15 protein-coding genes are annotated in these 19,631 nt (G+C 46.2%); 8 read left to right on the top strand and 7 right to left on the bottom strand.

Features of this window, described 5'->3' with window-relative positions; translation table 11 throughout:
* Positions 1 to 18: 18 nt before the first annotated feature.
* Positions 19 to 1,104, bottom strand: coding sequence for a ferrochelatase (gene hemH / locus CWE08_RS08125; RefSeq protein WP_126767401.1), 1,086 nt, complete (start codon positions 1,102 to 1,104; stop codon positions 19 to 21).
* 99 nt (positions 1,105 to 1,203) lie between these two features.
* On the opposite strand from hemH, the gene CWE08_RS08120 reads away from it, so the two are divergent.
* From CWE08_RS08120 to CWE08_RS08110, 3 genes are all read left to right on the top strand, one after another.
* Positions 1,204 to 2,667 carry a RimK family protein gene (locus CWE08_RS08120; protein WP_126767400.1) on the top strand — a complete coding sequence of 488 codons (1,464 nt, stop codon included), beginning with the start codon at positions 1,204 to 1,206 and terminating at the stop codon, positions 2,665 to 2,667.
* Between the two features lie 9 nt (positions 2,668 to 2,676).
* Positions 2,677 to 3,138, top strand: a complete 462-nt coding sequence (locus CWE08_RS08115; protein WP_126767398.1) for a GNAT family N-acetyltransferase — start codon at positions 2,677 to 2,679, stop codon at positions 3,136 to 3,138.
* A 261-nt stretch (positions 3,139 to 3,399) separates the two neighbouring features.
* Positions 3,400 to 4,560, top strand: coding sequence for an iron-containing alcohol dehydrogenase (locus CWE08_RS08110; RefSeq protein WP_126767397.1), 1,161 nt, complete (start codon positions 3,400 to 3,402; stop codon positions 4,558 to 4,560).
* A gap of 50 nt (positions 4,561 to 4,610) precedes the next feature.
* Here the strand turns inward: CWE08_RS08110 and CWE08_RS08105 are convergent, their stop codons facing one another.
* Positions 4,611 to 5,675: a cysteine synthase A gene (locus CWE08_RS08105; protein ID WP_126767395.1), complete on the bottom strand. Its 1,065-nt coding sequence runs from the start codon at positions 5,673 to 5,675 to the stop codon at positions 4,611 to 4,613.
* A gap of 362 nt (positions 5,676 to 6,037) precedes the next feature.
* Here CWE08_RS08105 and CWE08_RS08100 point away from each other — a divergent pair, with 362 nt between their 5' ends.
* Positions 6,038 to 6,247, top strand: coding sequence for a cold-shock protein (locus CWE08_RS08100; RefSeq protein WP_126767394.1), 210 nt, complete (start codon positions 6,038 to 6,040; stop codon positions 6,245 to 6,247).
* A gap of 82 nt (positions 6,248 to 6,329) precedes the next feature.
* On the opposite strand, the gene CWE08_RS08095 is transcribed toward CWE08_RS08100, so the two are convergent.
* The gene (locus tag CWE08_RS08095) at positions 6,330 to 8,246 is read right to left on the bottom strand and encodes a TrkA-related ion transporter (protein WP_126767392.1); all 1,917 of its coding nucleotides are present in this window, start codon (positions 8,244 to 8,246) and stop codon (positions 6,330 to 6,332) included.
* Positions 8,247 to 8,418: 172 nt separating this feature from the next.
* Between CWE08_RS08095 and CWE08_RS08090 the strand changes: the two genes are divergently transcribed.
* Positions 8,419 to 10,491 carry a BCCT family transporter gene (locus CWE08_RS08090; protein ID WP_126767391.1) on the top strand — a complete coding sequence of 691 codons (2,073 nt, stop codon included), beginning with the start codon at positions 8,419 to 8,421 and terminating at the stop codon, positions 10,489 to 10,491.
* 140 nt (positions 10,492 to 10,631) lie between these two features.
* Here CWE08_RS08090 and CWE08_RS08085 read toward each other — a convergent pair whose 3' ends face one another.
* Positions 10,632 to 11,444: a DUF2884 family protein gene (locus tag CWE08_RS08085; protein WP_126767389.1), complete on the bottom strand. Its 813-nt coding sequence runs from the start codon at positions 11,442 to 11,444 to the stop codon at positions 10,632 to 10,634.
* Positions 11,445 to 11,745: 301 nt separating this feature from the next.
* Positions 11,746 to 13,410, bottom strand: a complete 1,665-nt coding sequence (locus CWE08_RS08080) for a dipeptidyl-peptidase 3 family protein (RefSeq protein WP_126767388.1) — start codon at positions 13,408 to 13,410, stop codon at positions 11,746 to 11,748.
* Between the two features lie 81 nt (positions 13,411 to 13,491).
* On the opposite strand from CWE08_RS08080, the gene CWE08_RS08075 reads away from it, so the two are divergent.
* Positions 13,492 to 13,923, top strand: coding sequence for a gamma-glutamylcyclotransferase family protein (locus tag CWE08_RS08075; RefSeq protein WP_126767386.1), 432 nt, complete (start codon positions 13,492 to 13,494; stop codon positions 13,921 to 13,923).
* Between the two features lie 29 nt (positions 13,924 to 13,952).
* Complete coding sequence (locus CWE08_RS08070) at positions 13,953 to 14,975, top strand: amidoligase family protein (RefSeq protein ID WP_126767385.1); 1,023 nt, start codon at positions 13,953 to 13,955, stop codon at positions 14,973 to 14,975.
* Positions 14,976 to 15,084: 109 nt separating this feature from the next.
* On the opposite strand, the gene CWE08_RS08065 is transcribed toward CWE08_RS08070, so the two are convergent.
* Entirely contained in the window at positions 15,085 to 16,338 is a 1,254-nt protein-coding gene (locus tag CWE08_RS08065; protein ID WP_198677127.1) for an Nramp family divalent metal transporter, read from the bottom strand.
* Between the two features lie 83 nt (positions 16,339 to 16,421).
* Positions 16,422 to 17,822: a M28 family metallopeptidase gene (locus CWE08_RS08060; RefSeq protein ID WP_198677125.1), complete on the bottom strand. Its 1,401-nt coding sequence runs from the start codon at positions 17,820 to 17,822 to the stop codon at positions 16,422 to 16,424.
* Between the two features lie 231 nt (positions 17,823 to 18,053).
* Between CWE08_RS08060 and CWE08_RS08055 the strand changes: the two genes are divergently transcribed.
* Positions 18,054 to 19,628, top strand: a complete 1,575-nt coding sequence (locus CWE08_RS08055; RefSeq protein ID WP_241973862.1) for an amidase family protein — start codon at positions 18,054 to 18,056, stop codon at positions 19,626 to 19,628.
* Positions 19,629 to 19,631: the final 3 nt, after the last annotated feature.

Below are 19,631 nucleotides of genomic sequence, written 5' to 3'. Positions count from 1 at the left end.
TCTCTTACGCTTCATCCTTTACAGCTTAGCACCGAGTTCTTTTGCTAGCTTCGCTGTTTGCGCACTTTTTTCAGAAGTGCCTGCATGCCAGCCGTGCAGATTCTCTTGTAACAAAGCGCTCAGGGCCTGAATATGCTGATCATCCGAATTCAAGCAAGGAATATATTCAAAACGCTCACCACCACTTTCCATGAAGTACTCGCAGTTTTCCTCACCGATTTCTTCGATAGTTTCTAGACAATCAGAAGAGAAGCCAGGGCAAACTACTTGCAATGATTTCACGCCTTGCTCAGGCAGACCTTTCAAAGTCATGTCCGTGTAGGGCTGCAGCCACTCTTCACGGCCAAAGCGAGATTGGAACGTTGTCATGTATTCATTTTTTTCTAGGCCTAAATTTTCCGCTACTAAACGTGTGGTTTTATGACACTCACAATGATAGGGATCGCCCCGATCTAAATACTTTTTCGGCACACCGTGATAGGAAAACACTAATTTATCCGCGCGGCCATTAGTTTCCCAATGCGCACGTATTTTATCGGCAACTGCTTGAATGTAATTCGCATCATCATGGTAATGGCTAATAAAACGGAAATCGGGCAACCAACGGCGGCGAGTAAAATCATGGCTAATCGCATCGAAGGTTGAAGCACTCGTTGAAGCCGAATATTGCGGGTACAGCGGCAATACCACTAGCTTACGTACGCCTTGTTCAAGGAGCTTATCTATCGCACTGCGAATTGAAGGGTTACCATAACGCATGCCGAATTCTACAACGATGTCATCGCCGTAAATTTTCTTTAATTCTGCGCGCACCCCATCGGTTTGTGCTTGCGTGTGGAATAACAGCGGCGAACCTTGTTCTGTCCATACAGTGCTGTAAGCTTCGGCAGAACGGCGAGGGCGAATACGTAAAATCACGCCATGTAAAATCACTTTCCAAATTAACCGCGGTACTTCCACAACACGGGGATCTGAGAGGAATTCAGCTAAATATTTACGCAATGCTTTTGGCGTTGCCGCATCTGGTGTGCCAAGATTAGTAAGGAGCACGCCAATTTTTCCAACTTGGCCATGGCTGAAATTCTTAGAGCCTTGAAATTTCATGAAAAATATTCCTTATAAAGCGCTTGCTAATAACGCAGTTTTCAGCGATAAATCGCCGCAACAAACACGGCGTTTGGTAACCCAGTACAAGGTACAATAATGCACAATGCACCCCTAATTATTATTGATGATATTGCTGATTGGCAGCCCTATCATCCGAGTCAATCTATTATCAGTGCGGCTGATTATATTCAGCGAGCCGGTAAACATCATGGCCCTATCATAAACCTGTGTGGCGATCTTAGTTATCTTTCCACTGGCTATTATGTAAGCTTACTCGCCGAGGCCCGAGGGCAGCGTGCATTACCTTCGGTTTCGGCGATAAACGATCTCGCGAATCTATCCCATTATCAACTTTTTCTTAGTGATAACACGAAAGTTTTAAATCGATTCGTAGCTCAATATCAACCCGAGAATCCAAAACACGTACGTTTGCTTTTATGCTTTGGCCGTACTGCCTATCCGGAGCTGGAAGATCTAGCGCGCCATACCTTTGAGGCCTACCCCTGCCCTTTACTTGAAGTTGAATTTTCCTTCGAGGGCCGCTGGCATTTGAATGCAATACGTAATCGAGCCCTTTCGGATCTAAATGATGATGAACAAACACTCTTTGGTGAATCGCTCGAATATTTCTCTAAGCGGGTTTGGCGGAAAGCGCGGAGCCGCAAAGAATATCGCTATGATTTAGCCATATTACACGACCCCAATGAACGCATACCCACAAGCGACAAAAAAGCACTGCAAAAGTTTATTCGTGCGGCCCGTGATAATGATATTGATGCCGAGCTCATCACTGCTGCCGATTTTAACCGTTTGCTAGAGTTCGATGCCTTATTTATTCGTGAAACCACCCGAATAAATCACTATACCTATCATTTTGCTAAAAAAGCAGAAGCCAATGGCTTGGTAGTTATCGATCATCCAGATTCAATTTTACGCTGTGCGAATAAAGTGTTTCTGAACGAAATGCTGGAAAAAAACAAAATCCCGCGGCCTCGCACAGAACTCTTAGTGATGGGTGATAACATCGATTATGCAGCGATTGGCCAACGCTTCGGCTACCCTGTGGTTTTAAAAATTCCCGATGGCTCATTTTCTATCGGTGTAGAAAAAGCTCGTAATGATGATGAATTTAAAAAAGTAGCAGAAGAGCTTTTCCAAACATCAACCATTTTACTTGTGCAGGAGTTCTTGCCTACTGATTTTGATTGGCGTATTGGCGTAATCAATAACCGTGTGATTTACGCATGTAAATACCTCATGGCTCGTAATCATTGGCAGATTTATAACCATAGTAGCGAAACATCACGCGGCAAGAGTGGTGGTTTTGAAAGTTTTGGTGTTCATCAGGTGCCCAAAGAAGTAGTTAAAGTTGCGCTGCAAGCAACGCGGCTCGTGGGTGATGGCTTGTACGGTGTGGATATCAAAGAAACGGTAAACGGCCCTGTTATCATCGAAATTAACGATAACCCCTCGATCGATAGTGGTGTTGAAGATGGTTATCTAGGTGATGAACTGTATCGCATCATCATGGATGATTTTCTCCGCCGTATTGAAGATTGAGGTTCAACCATGACGGTTAATATTCGGCGCGCCCAAAGCAATGATTTGAGCGCGCTGGTGGCACTTGAAAATGCTTCCTTTAATTACGATCAAATCGGCCTGCGCTCGTTCATGCACCTGTTGAAGCAAAAAAGTTCGCTGCTGTGGTGCGCTGAAATAAATAGCGAGATTATCGGTTACGCTATTATATTAACCCGAAAAAATAGCCGAAAGTGGCGTATATATTCGATTGCCATCGCACCTCACGCTCGTGGTAAAGGAATCGGTAAAGCCTTAATGCTAGCGGTAATGGAAAACGCCAAAGCAGCGGCTGCGAGCGCGCTATCGCTTGAAGTGAAGTGCGATAATAAAGGCGCTATTGAATTGTATCGGCAACTTGGTTTTGAAGTAATCGATGTTTTGCCTGCTTACTATTCCGATGGCACAGATGGCTATCGTTTGCAGATGACCCTTGAATCTTGCCCGCAATAGCCTCATGAATAGGGTGTAGATACAAGACACTAAACGCAGAGTTTCACTGCTGTAATTACGTGATGCGCTTCACTTTAGTGTTGTTGCATTGGTTTTTGCACAGTTTTTGCACGGTTTTTGCATTGTAAGCTTGTTCGTTAAGCGTATTCATCATGGATGAACTGGTGCACATTTCCCCAGTATATTTACCCTGATCAATTGCAGAAAATACTGCGTATCTTCTATCTTAATAATCCACTCATTTGCAGCATTGGAGCACTGATGAATAATTTCAGCTTTTACAACCCGACCAAAATTCTATTCGGCGAAGGGCAAATTGCCAATATCAGCCAAGAAATCCCAGAAAACGCACGGGTAATGCTAGCCTACGGTGGCGGCAGCATTAAGAAAAACGGAGTTTACCAGCAAATCATGGATGCGGTAGGGAACCGAATCGTTTGTGAATTTTCCGGCATTGAAGCGAACCCTGAATTCGAAACACTTTGCCGTGCCGCCGATGAGGTAAATGAGCACAAGGTTGATTTCATTCTCGCTGCCGGCGGTGGTTCAGTGATCGATGGGGTTAAGTTTATCGCTGCTGCAGCTAATTTTTCTGGCGATCGGTGGGAGATTTTAACCAAGGGTGGTAAAGGCATTGAATCGGCCATTGATTTTGGAAGTGTGCTCACCCTGCCAGCCACCGGCTCGGAAATGAATAGTGGCTCCGTAGTCACTCGAGCCGAGTACAAAGCTAAACTGCCGTTTGGCAGCCCGTTAGTGTTTCCAAAGTTTTCTGTATTGGATCCAACTACAACCTATACGTTACCAATTCGCCAAGTTATTAATGGCGTAATCGACCCATTTACGCACGTAATGGAACAGTACCTTACCTATCCTGTAGGTGCGCATTTACAAGACCGTTTGGCCGAGGGCATTTTACAAACACTGATCGATATCGGCCCAGAAGCTTTAGCACAACCGGAAAATTATGAGATTCGCTCCAACGTAATGTGGTGTGCCACCATGGCCTTAAACGGGTTGATAGGTGTGGGTGTTCCCCAGGATTGGTCTACCCACATGATTGGCCACGAGTTAACAGCCTTGTATGGCCTCGATCATGCACAAACATTGGCAGTTGTATTACCTGCAAACCTACGGGTAAGAAAAGCCGATAAACTCGCAAAGCTGGCACAATACGCTGAACGCGTGTGGGGAATTACTACGGGCTCTGATGAAGAAAAAGCAGATGCCGCAATTGCCAAAACCGAGGAGTTTTTCCGTAACTTAGGCGCTGGTACGCGAATCGAAGATTATGATTTAGAATCTTCGGTAATCGATACCATAATCAAGCAGCTCGAATCTCATGGCATGGTGAAACTAGGCGAAAATAAAGACGTTACACCAGAAGTAAGCCGAAAAATTCTTGAAGCCGCATTGCGGTAAGAGCATCGGCTGCTAAATAAATAGATAAGGGGTGCTCTTGCACCCCTTTTTTAATCTAACCAGTACTCTCGCTCTACTTTTAAAATCCGATCGGCGCTTTGCTGGTAACGTTTTATCAGCGCCTCGATGGGCTCCGCTGTTGTTTTAAGTTCGCGCTGCTGTAAATATTCCGGGTTGTACAATTTCGATCCACTCCGCTCGCCCAAATCACACGCAAAAGTAACAATGGTTTTGCCGGGCTCTCGGTGCAACGCCGCAAAGAATGCGGCGGCTACATTCAACGCAGAACTGCTGCCCAGAACAATTCCCTCTTGTTGGCGAACATAGTTTGCAATGGTTACTAAATCTTGGTCTGGGAGATTTACTGCATAATCTATCTTTGCTTGCCGAAAGTTCTCCACCAAACGCATGATGCCAATGCCTTCCGTCATGGAACCGCCACTTGATTTATATTCACCACTGCGTAAAAACTCAAAACTTCCTGAGCCATCAGGATCCGCCAGCCAAACCTCAATATCTGGATTTTGCTCTTTTAAATAACGAGAGTTGCCACCGATTGTGCCGCCAGTGCCAGAAACAGAAACTAGCACATCAATTTTACCCTCTGTTTGTTGCCAAATTTCCGGGCCCGTATGCAAATAGTGAGCGCGCATATTACTGGTGTTTTCAAATTGATTCGCCCACCAAAAGTTTTCATTTTCTTCCGCTATACGTCGGGCTGTGTGATAAAAATGCTCGGGGTTTTTAAATGGTACCGGCGGTATTGCCTGCAATCGCGCGCCATGCAGCTCAATCATTTTGGTTTTCTCTGGGGTTTGATCATTTGGCATCACCACCAAAAGATCGTAACCCAAGGCTTTTGCTACTACCGCCAAACCAATTCCGGTATTGCCTGCGGTGCCTTCTACAATGCTCATACCAGGGCGCAATTCGCCGGCGGCAATGGCGTCTTCAACGAGCTGTAAGGCGGCCCGATCTTTAATCGAGCCGCCCGGATTTTGATATTCACACTTTACGTAAATATCAGACCCCGCAAGCTTGGATAACGATTGGATTTTTAATAAATCAGTATTTCCAATCATCTCAGTTTGTCGCTCAATTACCCTCGATGTCATCTAATACTTCCTTTTTTAATCACTCACAATGCATACACAAAACGCCAAAAGCCCAGCCTGAGATCAGATATAAAGTGAACTGCTAGCCCTTTAGTTAAATACTCATACTGTTAAAGTATAACGTTTTTGCCGCGCCACTGTTGAGATGAAAATCGAATATAAAATAAACGCCAAAAAAATTGGCAAGGGGAAAACATCCCATATATACTGAAAAGGCTTGATTAACAGCAAGTGTTTGCTCAGATTGAACGAAACCTCCTCGGAAGCGCTCGTCCCCTGCTCTAATATCTCTGCTGCTTTAAGCACTAGTTCTGCTGGCTTAAGCCAGTCGTTTTAAATATCTATGTAAGTTAGGAAAGATTATGTCTGATACTGTTACTGGTACCGTTAAATGGTTCAATGAATCTAAAGGCTTTGGTTTTCTTGAGCGCGAAGGCGGTCCTGATGTATTCGTTCACTTCTCTGCAATCACCGGCGATGGTTTCCGCACCTTAACCGAAGGTCAGAAAGTTCAGTTTACTATCACCCAAGGCCAAAAAGGCCCACAGGCTGAGAACGTAACTCCTGCGTAATTAGGTTGCTCACCGCAACCGTGCAGTGTAAACACGAATTGTTAAATGGTCGGCTTTTGCCGGCCATTTTTTATGCTCGCCACTACACACCTTGTAAAACAATCAATTGTGTTTTTGCCGATGCTTTAATCTGTGTTTTCACCGAAGGGTTCAACACCGCTTTATCACCGGCCTCTTGATAGCCTAACAGCACCGACCGCTCCGCAAAGGCATACTCACGCAACTCGGCAACGGATATTGTGCGTTGCAACTTTTCTGGCAAGAACCGTAAGGCCATCCTCGCGCCATCAGCACTTAATAATTGTTCGTATACCACCCGCAATTGCGGGTACACTGCCACCTGCGCCAACACGTGGCTCACCACCACTGAGCTTACCAAAACTTCATTATTGCTGTGGTTTACGTAGGCAGCGTTGCTCGGATCATGTAGCTCCACCATGATATGAGGCCGAGTTGCATGCTTGCCCTGTGCCAATAGATAATCTAACAGCATAAACGCCACTATGCTTCGTGCATCAGCTTCTTCGCCAGAGCCTAAACGATCACTACTAAACAGCATTACCGAATCAAAATCTTGCGGCTTTAACGCCATCATTACCGATTCAGCGGTGTAATCGGCCTGTTGCCAATGTATTTCTAGCTGTTTCGTGTTTCCCGGCCAACGCTCATTGAACAGTTGTTGGCGCTCTTCCACCGTTGCCGAGGAAACATTCGTAACATAGTATTTCGTGCGATCATCTTTCGCCATTTCATCAAGTAATGTGGTTACGCGATTATTCCAGCCTAAAATTAAAACCCTACGTTTCAATGCCCGAACCGGCGTTACTAAGCGCTCACTTACCTGCATCGGCCTATGCGTTGAGGGCCGGTTGTGCTCTTGCGCATCCGCATGGCTACTCGCTAAATATAAAATCTCATCACCCGCTTCGATAGTAAACTCGCCAGAAGGCGCAAGTATGGTTTCAGTTGTGCCCGCACGTTTACCCGGTTGTGCTCTTAAAATCCCGCAAGGTGTAGCTTTTTGTGCGCCAGCAAAAACTTGTTTCCATTGTTTACCCACAAAGGCGTCGGCCGATTCTGGCATAAACTGTGCCTGCTCTGGATCAATCAGCAACGCATTCACAGCCCCAGATAACCCGGGATACAAAGTGCTTCGTTTCAGAATACGAGCGATAATCAAATCACTAGCAATCACCTGCAAGTCACCCTGATAGGTGTGCAGCGCAATGGGTACTTTGCGGGCATCTTGCAGTTCTGCAACTACTCGCGGTGCTTTGCCACTCGCATGTTCCGTTTGCAACGAAAGTAATACTTTAATCACATCCGTATCAGCGCTCAGGGTTTGCTCCGCAGAGTTACTCCGAGAAGGAATGATTACCGTTCTTGCATCAGCAATTGCTACGCGCTCTAGGTGTTCAGGGTTAAGAATTGACCCTGAACGCAGCACAATACGGCGGCGATCCCGACGAGAAAGTGGCTCTCCATGTAATTCTTCTGATGGCCCTTGGGTAATATCTTCCGCAAGAATGGCAATTTTATTTACGTATTGCTCAGGAATAATAGGATTAATCAGCTCATTAAGTACAGGCAGTGTGCGCGAGTTCCAGCCCAGTAAAACCGTATGGTTGCGAAAATTAACTGGGGTTTGGCCCAGCTCGAAGTGCCGCATTTGCCGGAACAACCACTGCGTCATGATGGCAACTAGGGTACCCATAAACAATACATAACCTGCCACCGTGAGTAAGGTTGATATCACTCGCCGCAATAACCCTTGATCATCACCTAGATAGCCGGGATCTGTAAGCCGTAAAAAGCTCCACCAAAACTCCTCACTTAAATCGGCTTCGCCACGGCTCAGGTAGAAAGCCAACAAACCTCCTGTGATAGCTACAAGCACCACAATGCCCCAGGCTAAAAGCAACTGCAGCAGAGCACCGCCGCCGAGCATGCGTTCTATGGAAAATTTAATTTTTGCGGAAATTCTGGTAGCAATAGCCATGCGCTAATCCTATAAAAAGGCAAGTGTTGTAAGTGTAACCTGAATTCGAAAATATTGTATTTTCTATCTTTTTTAAGCTGGCTGAATTTTAGCCAACTTGTCTTTTCTGCTACGAATGCTAGCCTAAGTAGGCTAAAGGTTCGGATTTCGCACCTTCAAAAGGAGATTCTGTATGAGCACATTGAAAGAATCGCGCTGGCGCTCAGGGCTGTTGCTGCCAGTGTTCATTCCCGCGGTGGCGGTTATCACCCTTCTGGTTCTCGGCACCCTTGCCAACCCAGAACTCGCTGGCGAGTTCTTCTCTGCCACCTTGGCTAAAATAACCGAAGATTTCGGTTGGTTCTATATGTTAGCCGTTGCTCTCTTTTTAATGTTTATTGTGGTGATCGCCGTTTCCAAGTGGGGCCGAATCAAGTTAGGCCCTGATCATGCTGAGCCAGAATATAGCTTTCTTTCTTGGTTCGCTATGTTGTTTTCCGCAGGTTACGGTATTGCTCTACTATTTTTCGGCGTATCTGAACCCGTATTGCATTATGCAAGCCCACCGCAAGGTGCGGCACTTACCGTTGATGCGGCAAAGCAAGCAATGCAGATATCCTATTTCCACTGGGGCTTCCACATTTGGGCCATATACGGCTTAGTGGGCCTAGTGTTAGCCTATTTTTCGTTTCGCCACGGATTGCCCCTTTCCATGCGATCAACACTTTACCCATTAATTGGCGAGAAAATTCATGGTCCAGCCGGCCATGCGGTTGATACCTTTGCCATTCTTGGCACCATGTTCGGTATAGCTACTACTTTGGGGCTCTCAGTTATTCAGATTAATACCGGCCTGAATTATTTATGGGAGGACATCCCCGTAAATAATATTGTGCAAATAGTGGTAATTTTTGTGATCACCCTGATGGCGATAGCTTCGGTAGTGGCAGGCCTAGATAAAGGCATTAAACGCCTTTCTATCTTGAATATGAGCTTAGTGATGTTCCTGCTACTTTTCGTATTCTTTGCCGGCCCAACCGTACACATACTCGAAACTTTCTTGCAAAACACCGGTAGTTACCTTAACTACATCGTAGAACGAACATTCAACCTTCAGGCATACAGCCGCAGCGATTGGATTGGTAACTGGACACTCTTCATCTTTGGTTGGACCATAGCTTGGGCGCCCTTTGTTGGCTTATTTATCGCTAAAATTAGCCGAGGCCGAACCATTCGCCAATTCGTAGTGGGTGTTATGTTAGTACCTACTATCTTTACCTTTTTCTGGTTTGCTGTTTTCGGCGATACTGCATTGCACATGATTATGGTTGAAGGTTATGAAAGCCTAATTGGCGAGGTGCAAAATAATCAGGCAATAGCCTTGTTCAAGCTGTATGAGAATTTACCGCTCACCAGCATGCTTTCATTTGTAACCGTGATTCTTATCATGACATTCTTTGTCACCTCTTCAGATTCCGGTTCACTGGTAATTGATTCTCTGGCTTCGGGCGGAAATTCGAATACGCCAGTGTGGCAGCGTGTTTTCTGGGCAAGTTCAGAGGGTGTTGTGGCTGCGGTGCTGTTACTTGCGGGCGGTTTAAGTGCATTACAAACCGCAGCAATAACCAGTGCGTTGCCCTTCGCGATTATTATGCTTATAGCAGCAGTTGGCCTCTGGCGCGCATTGGTGATTGAAGGTCATCAATACAGTAGTTTACGAAGCCATACGCAAATGCACCGCCGCGGCGTGCATGCCGGCGCTAACTACTGGAAAACGCGTTTGGCGGGTTTGGTTGATTTTCCTGGCGTTACCCAAGTGGAAACCTTTATTCGGGAAACCGGTAAGGAATGCTTAGATGAGGTATGCACGGAGCTAACGAGCCAAAAATGGCAAGCTGAAGTGATTACTGAAGATGATCCAGTGCGCGTTATTCTGCATGTGGATAAGAATGAAATCGATTTCACTTATGAAATTCGTATTCGCGCTTATGCCCGTCCTGATTTTGCGGTAGCAAAAAAAGGCAAAAAAGAAACTGACGAGTATTATCGCGCTGAAGTATTCTTACGCCAAGGTGGCCAATCATACGATATCTATGGCTTTGAGAAAGCCGATATCATTAACGATGTGCTCAATCAGTTCGAAAATTATTTGCACTTCATCCATCATTCGCCAGGCAGTTTACCTTGGGATCTGGCGCAACATGATGATGATCTCAGTGAAGAGCAAAAAGACGAAGATTCCAACGCCGATAACACGAAAAGTTAACCTGCGTTAGGCAAACAAAAGCTCATCATGGTTACCCATGGTGAGCTTTTTTATTTGCGATATCACAAGTTATGAATTAGCTGCGGTTGAGCCAAGCTTTGCAATCATTGGCCGCCAACGCAATACGCCAAGGGCTTTACTTACATCAAAAGCCGGTATTCAGAAAAGCTCGGAATACGCTCAACGATACGGCCTTCCATTTCTCGTAATTTTTCTAAATCAGTACACATCGCCTCACCACGAATTTCCATTTCTTCGCCCCAGCCGTGCATGGTGGTTTCTAAGTTTTCACCCATTTTTTCCATGCGTTCACCGAATTGCTCCATGCGTTCCTCGAAGCTGCCCGAGCCAGAAAACATAGCCTTTGTTACCATCCAAATCATGCTGCCCATGGAATCTTCAACGATAGCTTCAATTTCTGTTCCAAGCGTACCTTCTAACCGATCGCCAAACAGATCTAGCTGGCTACCCTGCACAACATAGGTGTCGTTCGTTTGATACGCCACCGATGAAAACTCTTCAGCTAGGGTTTCGTTGAGTGCTTCGATGCGGCGCACTATTTTATGGCGCTCACCGAACATCTCTGTGAACGTTGTGCTAAGCGCGTAGGAAGTCATCTCTAGCGCTTCTGCCATAACCTCAACAACGAACTCCGATTGTGCTGTTAACCCATTTTTATAATGAATTAGCATGCCGCGCTCTTCAGCATTAACACCAACCTCGGCGCCATTAATATACAAATCACCGTTTTTCAGAATCCGAAACAGCTCACGCTCGCCCTCTTTTACAGTGAGCGTTTCATAAGATGCATGAATATCTCGATCGAAGCGGAGCTGGCAGCTCTGCACATCCTGTGAGTTTACAATCGTAACCTGGCGCGAAGGCACTTGGGTTGACGAATCATCGGCAATTGGGGCGATCATAGTTGCGGCAACAAGAATACTTGTAAGCATTGTGGTTTTCCTCGTGAATACCTAATCTGCGTTGGTGTCATTCCTAGTGAATAACGCTCATTATGAAATAATATCTTTGGAACAAATAACTCGAATTTACTTGAGTGTTGTTCCTTAACTACAGATTAAGCAAACCCCATGCCAAATTATGCAACCTAATGATTTAACTGAGTTAAATAGAAAAATAAAAAAGCTCGAGGAAAACCGTTGTGTTTTACTTAACGATTTCTCGAGCTTTTTTGTTTTTTTAACCACTATTTAGGTAATTCTACAACTTTACGTAGTTTTGTAATCCTGCGTACTACAATCCAAGCACTGATTTACCCTGTTCAAACACAATATCCACAGGAATATTAGCGCTATCAATACGATCTAAATCACCTTGCAAGCCAGCGCCTACACCACCAAGCTCAGCAAAAAGCTGCGCCACTCCGGTATAATCACCATCACCTTGCAAACGCAAAATAAGCTCTGATAATGAATTCATCGCTGCGCGCATGTTTTCCATATCAACCGCATACTCGCCTTGTTCATTACGAATAAATGCACCCTGCTCGGCAAAATAGTTAAAGCGAATCATGTTAGCTTGGCCATGAGCACTCGAAGCACCGAAGCGAACTGAGCGAAATATTCCTGCTAAAAACGTAACATAATAATCTTCTAATTGGCCTTCAGTGAGAACGCCCTCTTCTAAGAGCTGAGTTACCATGTATAGGCCAAGTATATCGGCTTTGCCCTCTTCAAGCGGCGATGCATACTCTCTTAACGCCGCACGCACAGTACCTTCACCATCTACCAAGTTCTTGATCCCTAAACCATGGGCCACTTCGTGAAACATTGTGTTAGCAAAGAACGCATCAAAGGTAATGTGTTGGCGCTGCTCCGGCACAATCAATAAATCAGCGATAGGCACTAGAATTTTATCGAACTTAGCCTGCATTGCATTTTTCAGCTGCGAGCGGCGCGTTCCTTTAGCTAATTGAACCTCTTCATCATTGGGTAAATTCACTGCAATGGTTTTACTTCCAGCGTTCGAGTGGCCAGCATAATAAACGATATCGTAAGCGTTTAGTTGCGCATCGGTGCCAGGTGCTTCAGCTTTATATTCTTCAGCCACGGGTAAACCTTGTTGTAAACTGGGTAAGTACTGGGCGTAAATCTCTAAGCGCTCACTCCACTCAGTGTCCTTCACCAACACGTACGCCTCGAATCCTGCTTTATAGCCGAATAAGCGATCTTCGTAGGTTTCAATCGGGCCAATAATCACATCAACATTACTTTCGGTAATATCCATCCAAACGTAATCAGATGCTTGGTATTCATTGGAAAGAAAGGCATCCGCGCGCATTTCCAAGTATCGCGCCATGGTTTCATCGTCAGCGACGGTAGCCGCAGCGCGTAAAATCGCCGCCGCTTGGCTCAGCTCTGCTTGGTAAGCTTCAGAATAAGGAATGGTGATCAACTCGCCCGCTTCATTGCGGCGAACCAAGGTATATAAATCATCCTTGCCGGGGAGATCGGCGGCATCGAACTCATCCCGAGTCATGTCGGCAGGATAATAATTCGCACCAAGAGGCTTAGGTTCCACGCCTTGTAAAATCGGCTGCATATTACTCAATCGATCCCAGGGCCCATAGTTCACATCAACAAAATCGCGCACACGTGGATCATTAATGCGGCTCAATAATTCATTTTTATCGCCCGCGTAAGCTTGCTGCCAGAACAAATCATCCATAATTTCTGCTGCATCGATTAACAGCGAAATTAATTCTTTTTCATTATCCGAAAGATGGGATAAATCCACATCTAAACGCACGGGTTCATAAATATCTAAACGATTTCCAGCGCTTGCGGTAGGCTGATATTCAGGCACAGTATTCGTTTCCGGTGCTGGTGAGCAAGCACCAAGCACAAATAAGCCGGTAATCGCGGCGGCTGTTATTTTTAAATTTGTTTTAAAAGCCATGGCAATATTCTCTGTGTGTTTGTGTTCAAGGTGCTAGCATGATACACAAAAATATAACTTTTCGCTTGTTACAGGTGTACTATGCGCTTTATGTATGGAATTATTTTTCTAGCTATTCTTGCCGTGGTGAGTTTCTGGTGGATTTGGTTGAACCCCTATAGCTTTACATTTTCCGAAACCACGCTAAATATAGATCAAGAAGCTGAACACCGTGTGTTTGCCTTTGGTACACTCACTAACCCCGTAGTGCGTACACTCGTTATCTTTGGCTATGTGCCCACCAAACCAGGGCAGCTCGAAGGCTACGAACGTTATCGTTTAGATTTACTGCCAAAAGAGGGCGCGATAACACATGGCCGCGTTTTTTACGTGAACGCTAAGCAATTACGGCGTTTAGATCGCTATGAGCGGGTGGGTGTTAAGTACGAGCGTTACTTATATACCCTAAGTGACGGCAAGCCTGCTTGGGTTTATCGGCGCATTACGGAAATAAACCCACCGAGGAACGATTAGACGCAAGCTCAACTAGAGGGAGTAGCATAATGGATAGCAAACACGCCTTGATACAGCCACCTAGTGTGCATACGAGCGGGGATACGGAACGCCGCGTTGGTGTTGAAATCGAGTTCAGTGGCTTAAACTTGCAAGAGGCCACCAATGTTCTGTTGCAATATCTAGAACAACATTGCAAGGAATGCCAGCAAAGCTCGAAAGGCCGCTATGAGCATGTAATTAGTGGTGATAGTGCCGGCGATTGGGGTATCGAATTTGATTACGATTACTTAAAAAAAATCGGCCGCGAAGCAGAATACAACGATTGGCGCGATAACGCTGAAAAAGGTTTAGCTTGGCTAGCTGAGAGTGTTGTGCCGATTGAAATTGTAAGCCCACCGCTACCGCTAAGTAGGCTAAATGAAGTAGAAGGCCTGATCGAAGCCTTGCGAAAAGCGGGAGCTAAAGGTTCCTCCGATAGCATTGCTTACGCTTTTGGTATGCAGCTTAACCCTGAGTTACCTAATTTGGAAGCCGATACCATTAACGCCCATATCAAAAGCTTTCTCTGTCTTTATGATTGGCTTTTAAAAGAGATTTCTCCGGATATTTCTCGGCGTATCAGTAACTATATCGATCCCTTCCCGAAAGCTTATTTGGAGTTAGTTCTAAAGAACGATTACTGGCCGGATCGTGAGCAGCTAATTGATGATTATTTGAAACACAACCCAACACGCAACCGAGCGCTCGATATGCTGCCGCTATTTCGCCATATTGATGAAGAGCGTGTTCTGAATACGGTTAATGATAAGCTCATTAAATCTCGGCCTACCTTTCATTATCGATTGCCGGGCTCTGAGATTCATCGGCCTAACTGGGGGTTGTTCAAAGTTTGGAATCATTGGGTTCGCGTTGAGCAACTGGCGGCCAATAAAAGCCTGATTAATGAGGTTTCTGAACAATACCTATCTGAGATCAATAAACTCTTTAGCGGTTTAAGCGATGATTGGCTGCATTATGTAACCAATAACATTGTTCCGGAGCTAACTGATGGGGATAAACAAACTCTCTAACCTATTTGCCATCGCAAGAGTTATTTTTTAACGCTCACACTAGCCTGTTTGGCTCTTGCAATGAAGGCGAGTTAGTTAACAACCGGCGCACCTTCTATATCCTCATTTCTCAGGTTAGCGCTAACCAAATACTCCTTAACCCGAGAGCTAGCGCAATCATAAATACTAGACCTGCAACAATGTTTTGGCGCGCCGTGTTAGCAAATTTTCCCATGCGCTTTTGATTCACAACCAAAAGCAGGAAATAAGTAATAAGAGGCAATAAAATGCCATTTGCTACCTGCGCAAAAACAATTAACGCGAACGGCTGAATGCCTAATGAAGAAACCAGCACACCTATAATGATGATGCAAAACCAAGTTGCCCGGAAGCGCCAACCGCGCATGTTGGTTGACCAACCCAACACGCCGGTTAGTGCATACGCTGAAGCTAAAGGCGCGGTAATCGCCGAAGATAGCCCCGCCGCTAGCAAGCCAAAAGCGGTTAAATACGTTGCAAGGTCGCCAAACACCGGTTGCAGTGAAACCGCTAAATCAGCAGCGCCAGTGATTTCTTCGTTACTACCAAAATAAGCCGAAGCCGCGGTAGAAATAATGGCCAAAGTAACCAGGCCGCCTAAAGGTATCGAGGTATAAATATCCGCTTTGGCTTCTGTTAACGCCGCGGTGGTGCTCTCATCGCTCGCTTTATTTTCCCCTGAAAACCACCGCTCGCGTGCGCTCGCCGCATGCAAGAACAGAGCATAAGGCACTACCGTAGTACCCACTAAGGCCATAGTGGTTAACAGCGCGCCAGCGGGCACCGAGGGTAAAAACAAACCGGTTAAAATCGCACGAAAATCAGGCTTACTGAGTGCAAAGGTAATTAAAAACGCAACACTCATGAGCACTACAAGCGCAATTAGAATTTTTTCAATGCGCTTATATTGCCCTTGCCAAAGGATAATGGCAGCCAGGCCACCCAATATTACTGCCCAAGGGTTGATACGAACATCTTCTCGAAAAAACGTCACCCAAGTAAGATCGCCCCAAAGCGAACGCGCTCCAAGGCTAGCGCCAGTTAAATTCCCACCCTGATAGGCACTATTGCCAACCACCACTGCCGCCACAACCAGTAAAATAAATAGTTGCCGTAGCAGCGGCTGCTGCACCGCAAGGCGCAGGTTTTCACCTAAACCTTGCTGGGTTACCACACCAATGCGCGCTGCCATTTCTTGCAGCACAATGGTAGCGGCAATGGCGAATAACAATGCCCAAAGCAAGGCATAGCCGTAGTTAGCGCCCACTAACGATGCAGTTACTACTGTGCCGGGGCCAATAAACGCTGCTGCAACTAGCGTGGCTGGGCCGAACTTTAATTTCACAATACCCGCTCCCTCGCAACGTTCAGAGCCTGCCTTTGATGAACCTAAAAGTACCCCACTAAAAGGCAGGCTCGTTTACATGATTAGCGCAAATCGAAAGTTCCCGCTGCACCTGGGAATACTACAGGGCTTTCGAAACCGTCTTTGCTCACACTGGAAACACCGAAGAAGTAGTTATCGATCACCACATTCTCGAGGGTGAATTCAGTAACATTACCCACATCGCGGCTAAACTGCCAGTTTGGTGCATCGGTGTAACGCCAGTAAATACGATATCCCGCAATCATATCTTGCTCTTGCTCGCTTGCGGGCGCCCAACTAAGCGTTGTATCAGGTTGCACTGCGCCGCGAATCGATACCTCACTTGGAGGCGCCGGCGCCCACGCCATACTCGCCAAAGTTACCGCGTTAAGAGCAGTAAGCTTAGCGGCATAATCAAAATCCACATACTCAATGGTATCGCCAAAATGGCGGCCATTTTCATTGCGTAAATCTTGATGCTGGCGATCATAATGTTCGTTCGTTTCCATAATGCGCACACCAGGATAACCTACATCGTTAAACGGGCGATGGTGGCCACCGCGGCCAAAGCGATCGAGGCGATAAATAACCATTACATCCAGGTTAGGAATATAACGATCGGCCATCCAAGAAATGTAGCGGCCCAAGTTACGGCTTGGGGAATCTACTTCACCGCCGGTAAAACGGCGCATCCGCGCATCCGCAGCGGTTTCATTTTGCCGGGTACCCTCGGCGAACACGCGTGCTGTTGTATTATCAATAACACCATTAATACCGGCGATATTGCCAATCATATCGTTATTCAACACAGCATGTAGCCGCCAGCCTTCCTCTAGCGCTTGCTCGGCGAGAATTTGGCCACCAAACAGGCCTTGTTCTTCACCCGATAACGCCGCATAAACAATAGAGCCATGAAATTCATATTGGCTTAATACTCGGGCAGCTTCCATGGTGCCGGCTACACCAGAAGCATTATCGTTCGCACCGGGCGCTGCCGATGTTGAATCCATAACATCTGTTGCCCGTGAATCAATATCGCCCGCCATCAGTACATAGCGCTCGGGATCCGTTTTACCACGTTGAATTGCCACCACACTCACTACTTCTGTAGCATCTGGAATACGAGCCTCGCCTGCAATCACGCCGGTGCTGTAATATACCTCTAAACAACCACCACAAGCCGCAGAAATACGTTCAAACTCCTCGAATATCCAACGCCGAGCAGCACCAATGCCCTGTGTGTCTGATTCAGTTTCGGAAAGTGTGTGGCGGGTACCAAAATCCACTAAGGTTTGCACATCATTGCGCAAATTTTCAGCACTGGGTGCAGTGGCAATATCATGCAATTTAGGTTGATCTTTATAGCTAATTGCCTGCCCTTGGCTTGCCGCCGGCCCAGCGATGCTGAATGCCAGCAATAAAGCAGATGAACTCAACGCGAACTTCGTTATTAATCGATTCATGCATTTTTCCTACTGGTTAGAAGTAAGTTTAATTCTTGGCCTTGAGTTTCAGGGCCTCGGCATACTTATCTATTGGTAAACAATTTCCTTAGCTTACCTGAGCCGAGCAGGAAGGTTAACTAAACATCCACACAAGTTCGTTAAGTTGTATGTTTTGCTGGTCAAAATGATAGGTTATTGGCATTCTCATGTTACATAAGCTCAAGTTTTCGAAAAAAGAGGTACAAACCCGTGAAGCCAGCTAGCAAACTTAAAAGTTCGCGCAATTATTTGGCCTGTGTTTTTCTTCTCATTTTTCTCGGCGGGTGTAGCAAAGAAGTTAAACAACAGGAAAAGGCCGATCCGGCTTGGGCGAGCGCTAAAAATGTACAGCAACAGTTCGAAAACGGTAGCCTAACGAGTGTTGATTTAGTGCAGCATTACCTCAATGAAATTGAACGCAACAATTATCAAGGTTACAACCTTCGAGCTGTCATTGAAGTGAACCCTGATGCCTTGAGTATCGCTGCTGCGCTTGATCGTGAGCGGGAGAGAGGTGTTGTAAGGAGCCCGCTACATGGGATGCCCGTATTATTAAAAGCGAATATCGCAACCGCCGATGAAATGGCTACTACTGCGGGAGCCTCTGTGTTAACAGGATTTATTACAGCGGAAGATGCGCTCCACGTGCAGCAACTGAGAAATGCTGGTGCTGTTATTTTAGGCAAAACCAATTTATCAGAATGGGCTAACTTTCGAGGTGAAAACTCGATTAGCGGCTGGTCCGGAATAGGTGGGCAAACGCGTAACCCCCACGTTTTAACCCACAACCCTTGCGGCTCAAGTGCGGGCTCAGGTGCCGCGATCGCAGCCGATTTTGGTTTGCTGGCGGTTGGTACCGAAACCGATGGTTCGATAATGTGCCCGGCATCGGTGAATGGTATTGTTGGCGTTAAACCAACTCGGAGTTCAGTTTCAGGACACGGGATTATTCCAATCGCCGCGGCTCAAGACATTGCGGGCCCAATGGCGCGCTACGTACATGATGCAGCACTTCTTCTTGATGCGATGGCAACGCCAGAAGCGAGAGAACGGATGGGCACTTTACTTGCAGAAGCGGCCGAAAGCGAATTTTCGGGCGAAACCGTTGTGCTCGTACGCGCATACGATGAACGCTTTTCTGGGGTGCAGGAAATGACAAATCGCACTGCAGAAGCAATGCGGGCCAAAGGTATCAACGTTATCGAAGTGATGGCATGGGATTTACCCAGCGCGATTTACGCAGACGAATTTGAGGTGCTGATTTACGAATTTCAACGCGATTTAAATAATTGGCTCGCTGATTTTGCAGCACCCGTTGCTGATATGCAGGCGGTAATCGATTACAATGCGGCCAATGCAGATAGTGAACTTGCACTTTTCGGTCAAGAATACTTTGAACAAGCGGTTGCTGTTGATTTAGAAGCCGATCGTGCGAGTTACGAGCGGGCTCTGGCGAACAGCCGGCAACTAGCTGAAGAACATTTAAATCGTTACTTAGTTGATTTAGGCGCTGCTGCCATTGTCATACCATCGTATGGCCCAGCTTGGCCTATTCCACCTGTTGAAGGCCCAGGTTACAGCTTTGGAACATCCACTGCAGCCGCGGTTTCCGGTTATCCTTCAATCACCCTACCTGCGGGTACTGAAGGCCCATTTCCGCTTGGTTTGAGTATTGTTGGTATGCCTTGGAGCGAAGCGCAGCTATTTAGCTTGGCAAGTTTTCTGGAAACCGAGTTAGGCGGCTTTCAACAACCAAAGTTTCTCAGCAATTTAGATACTGATTAAATA

Origin of the sequence: Aliidiomarina iranensis (assembly GCF_003987135.1) — a bacterium.
GTDB classification, from domain to species: domain Bacteria; phylum Pseudomonadota; class Gammaproteobacteria; order Enterobacterales; family Alteromonadaceae; genus Aliidiomarina; species Aliidiomarina iranensis.
The sequence above is the reverse complement of the archived record's forward strand: the minus strand, read 5'-3'. Positions and strand labels throughout refer to the sequence as shown.

Coding starts and splice junctions, on each gene's coding strand:
- hemH (WP_126767401.1), bottom strand. CDS start 1,104: ATGAAATTTCAAGGCTCTAAGAATTTCAGCCATGGCCAAGTTGGAAAA.
- CWE08_RS08120 (WP_126767400.1), top strand. CDS start 1,204: ATGCACAATGCACCCCTAATTATTATTGATGATATTGCTGATTGGCAG.
- CWE08_RS08115 (WP_126767398.1), top strand. CDS start 2,677: ATGACGGTTAATATTCGGCGCGCCCAAAGCAATGATTTGAGCGCGCTG.
- CWE08_RS08110 (WP_126767397.1), top strand. CDS start 3,400: ATGAATAATTTCAGCTTTTACAACCCGACCAAAATTCTATTCGGCGAA.
- CWE08_RS08105 (WP_126767395.1), bottom strand. CDS start 5,675: ATGACATCGAGGGTAATTGAGCGACAAACTGAGATGATTGGAAATACT.
- CWE08_RS08100 (WP_126767394.1), top strand. CDS start 6,038: ATGTCTGATACTGTTACTGGTACCGTTAAATGGTTCAATGAATCTAAA.
- CWE08_RS08095 (WP_126767392.1), bottom strand. CDS start 8,246: ATGGCTATTGCTACCAGAATTTCCGCAAAAATTAAATTTTCCATAGAA.
- CWE08_RS08090 (WP_126767391.1), top strand. CDS start 8,419: ATGAGCACATTGAAAGAATCGCGCTGGCGCTCAGGGCTGTTGCTGCCA.
- CWE08_RS08085 (WP_126767389.1), bottom strand. CDS start 11,444: ATGCTTACAAGTATTCTTGTTGCCGCAACTATGATCGCCCCAATTGCC.
- CWE08_RS08080 (WP_126767388.1), bottom strand. CDS start 13,410: ATGGCTTTTAAAACAAATTTAAAAATAACAGCCGCCGCGATTACCGGC.
- CWE08_RS08075 (WP_126767386.1), top strand. CDS start 13,492: ATGCGCTTTATGTATGGAATTATTTTTCTAGCTATTCTTGCCGTGGTG.
- CWE08_RS08070 (WP_126767385.1), top strand. CDS start 13,953: ATGGATAGCAAACACGCCTTGATACAGCCACCTAGTGTGCATACGAGC.
- CWE08_RS08060 (WP_198677125.1), bottom strand. CDS start 17,822: ATGAATCGATTAATAACGAAGTTCGCGTTGAGTTCATCTGCTTTATTG.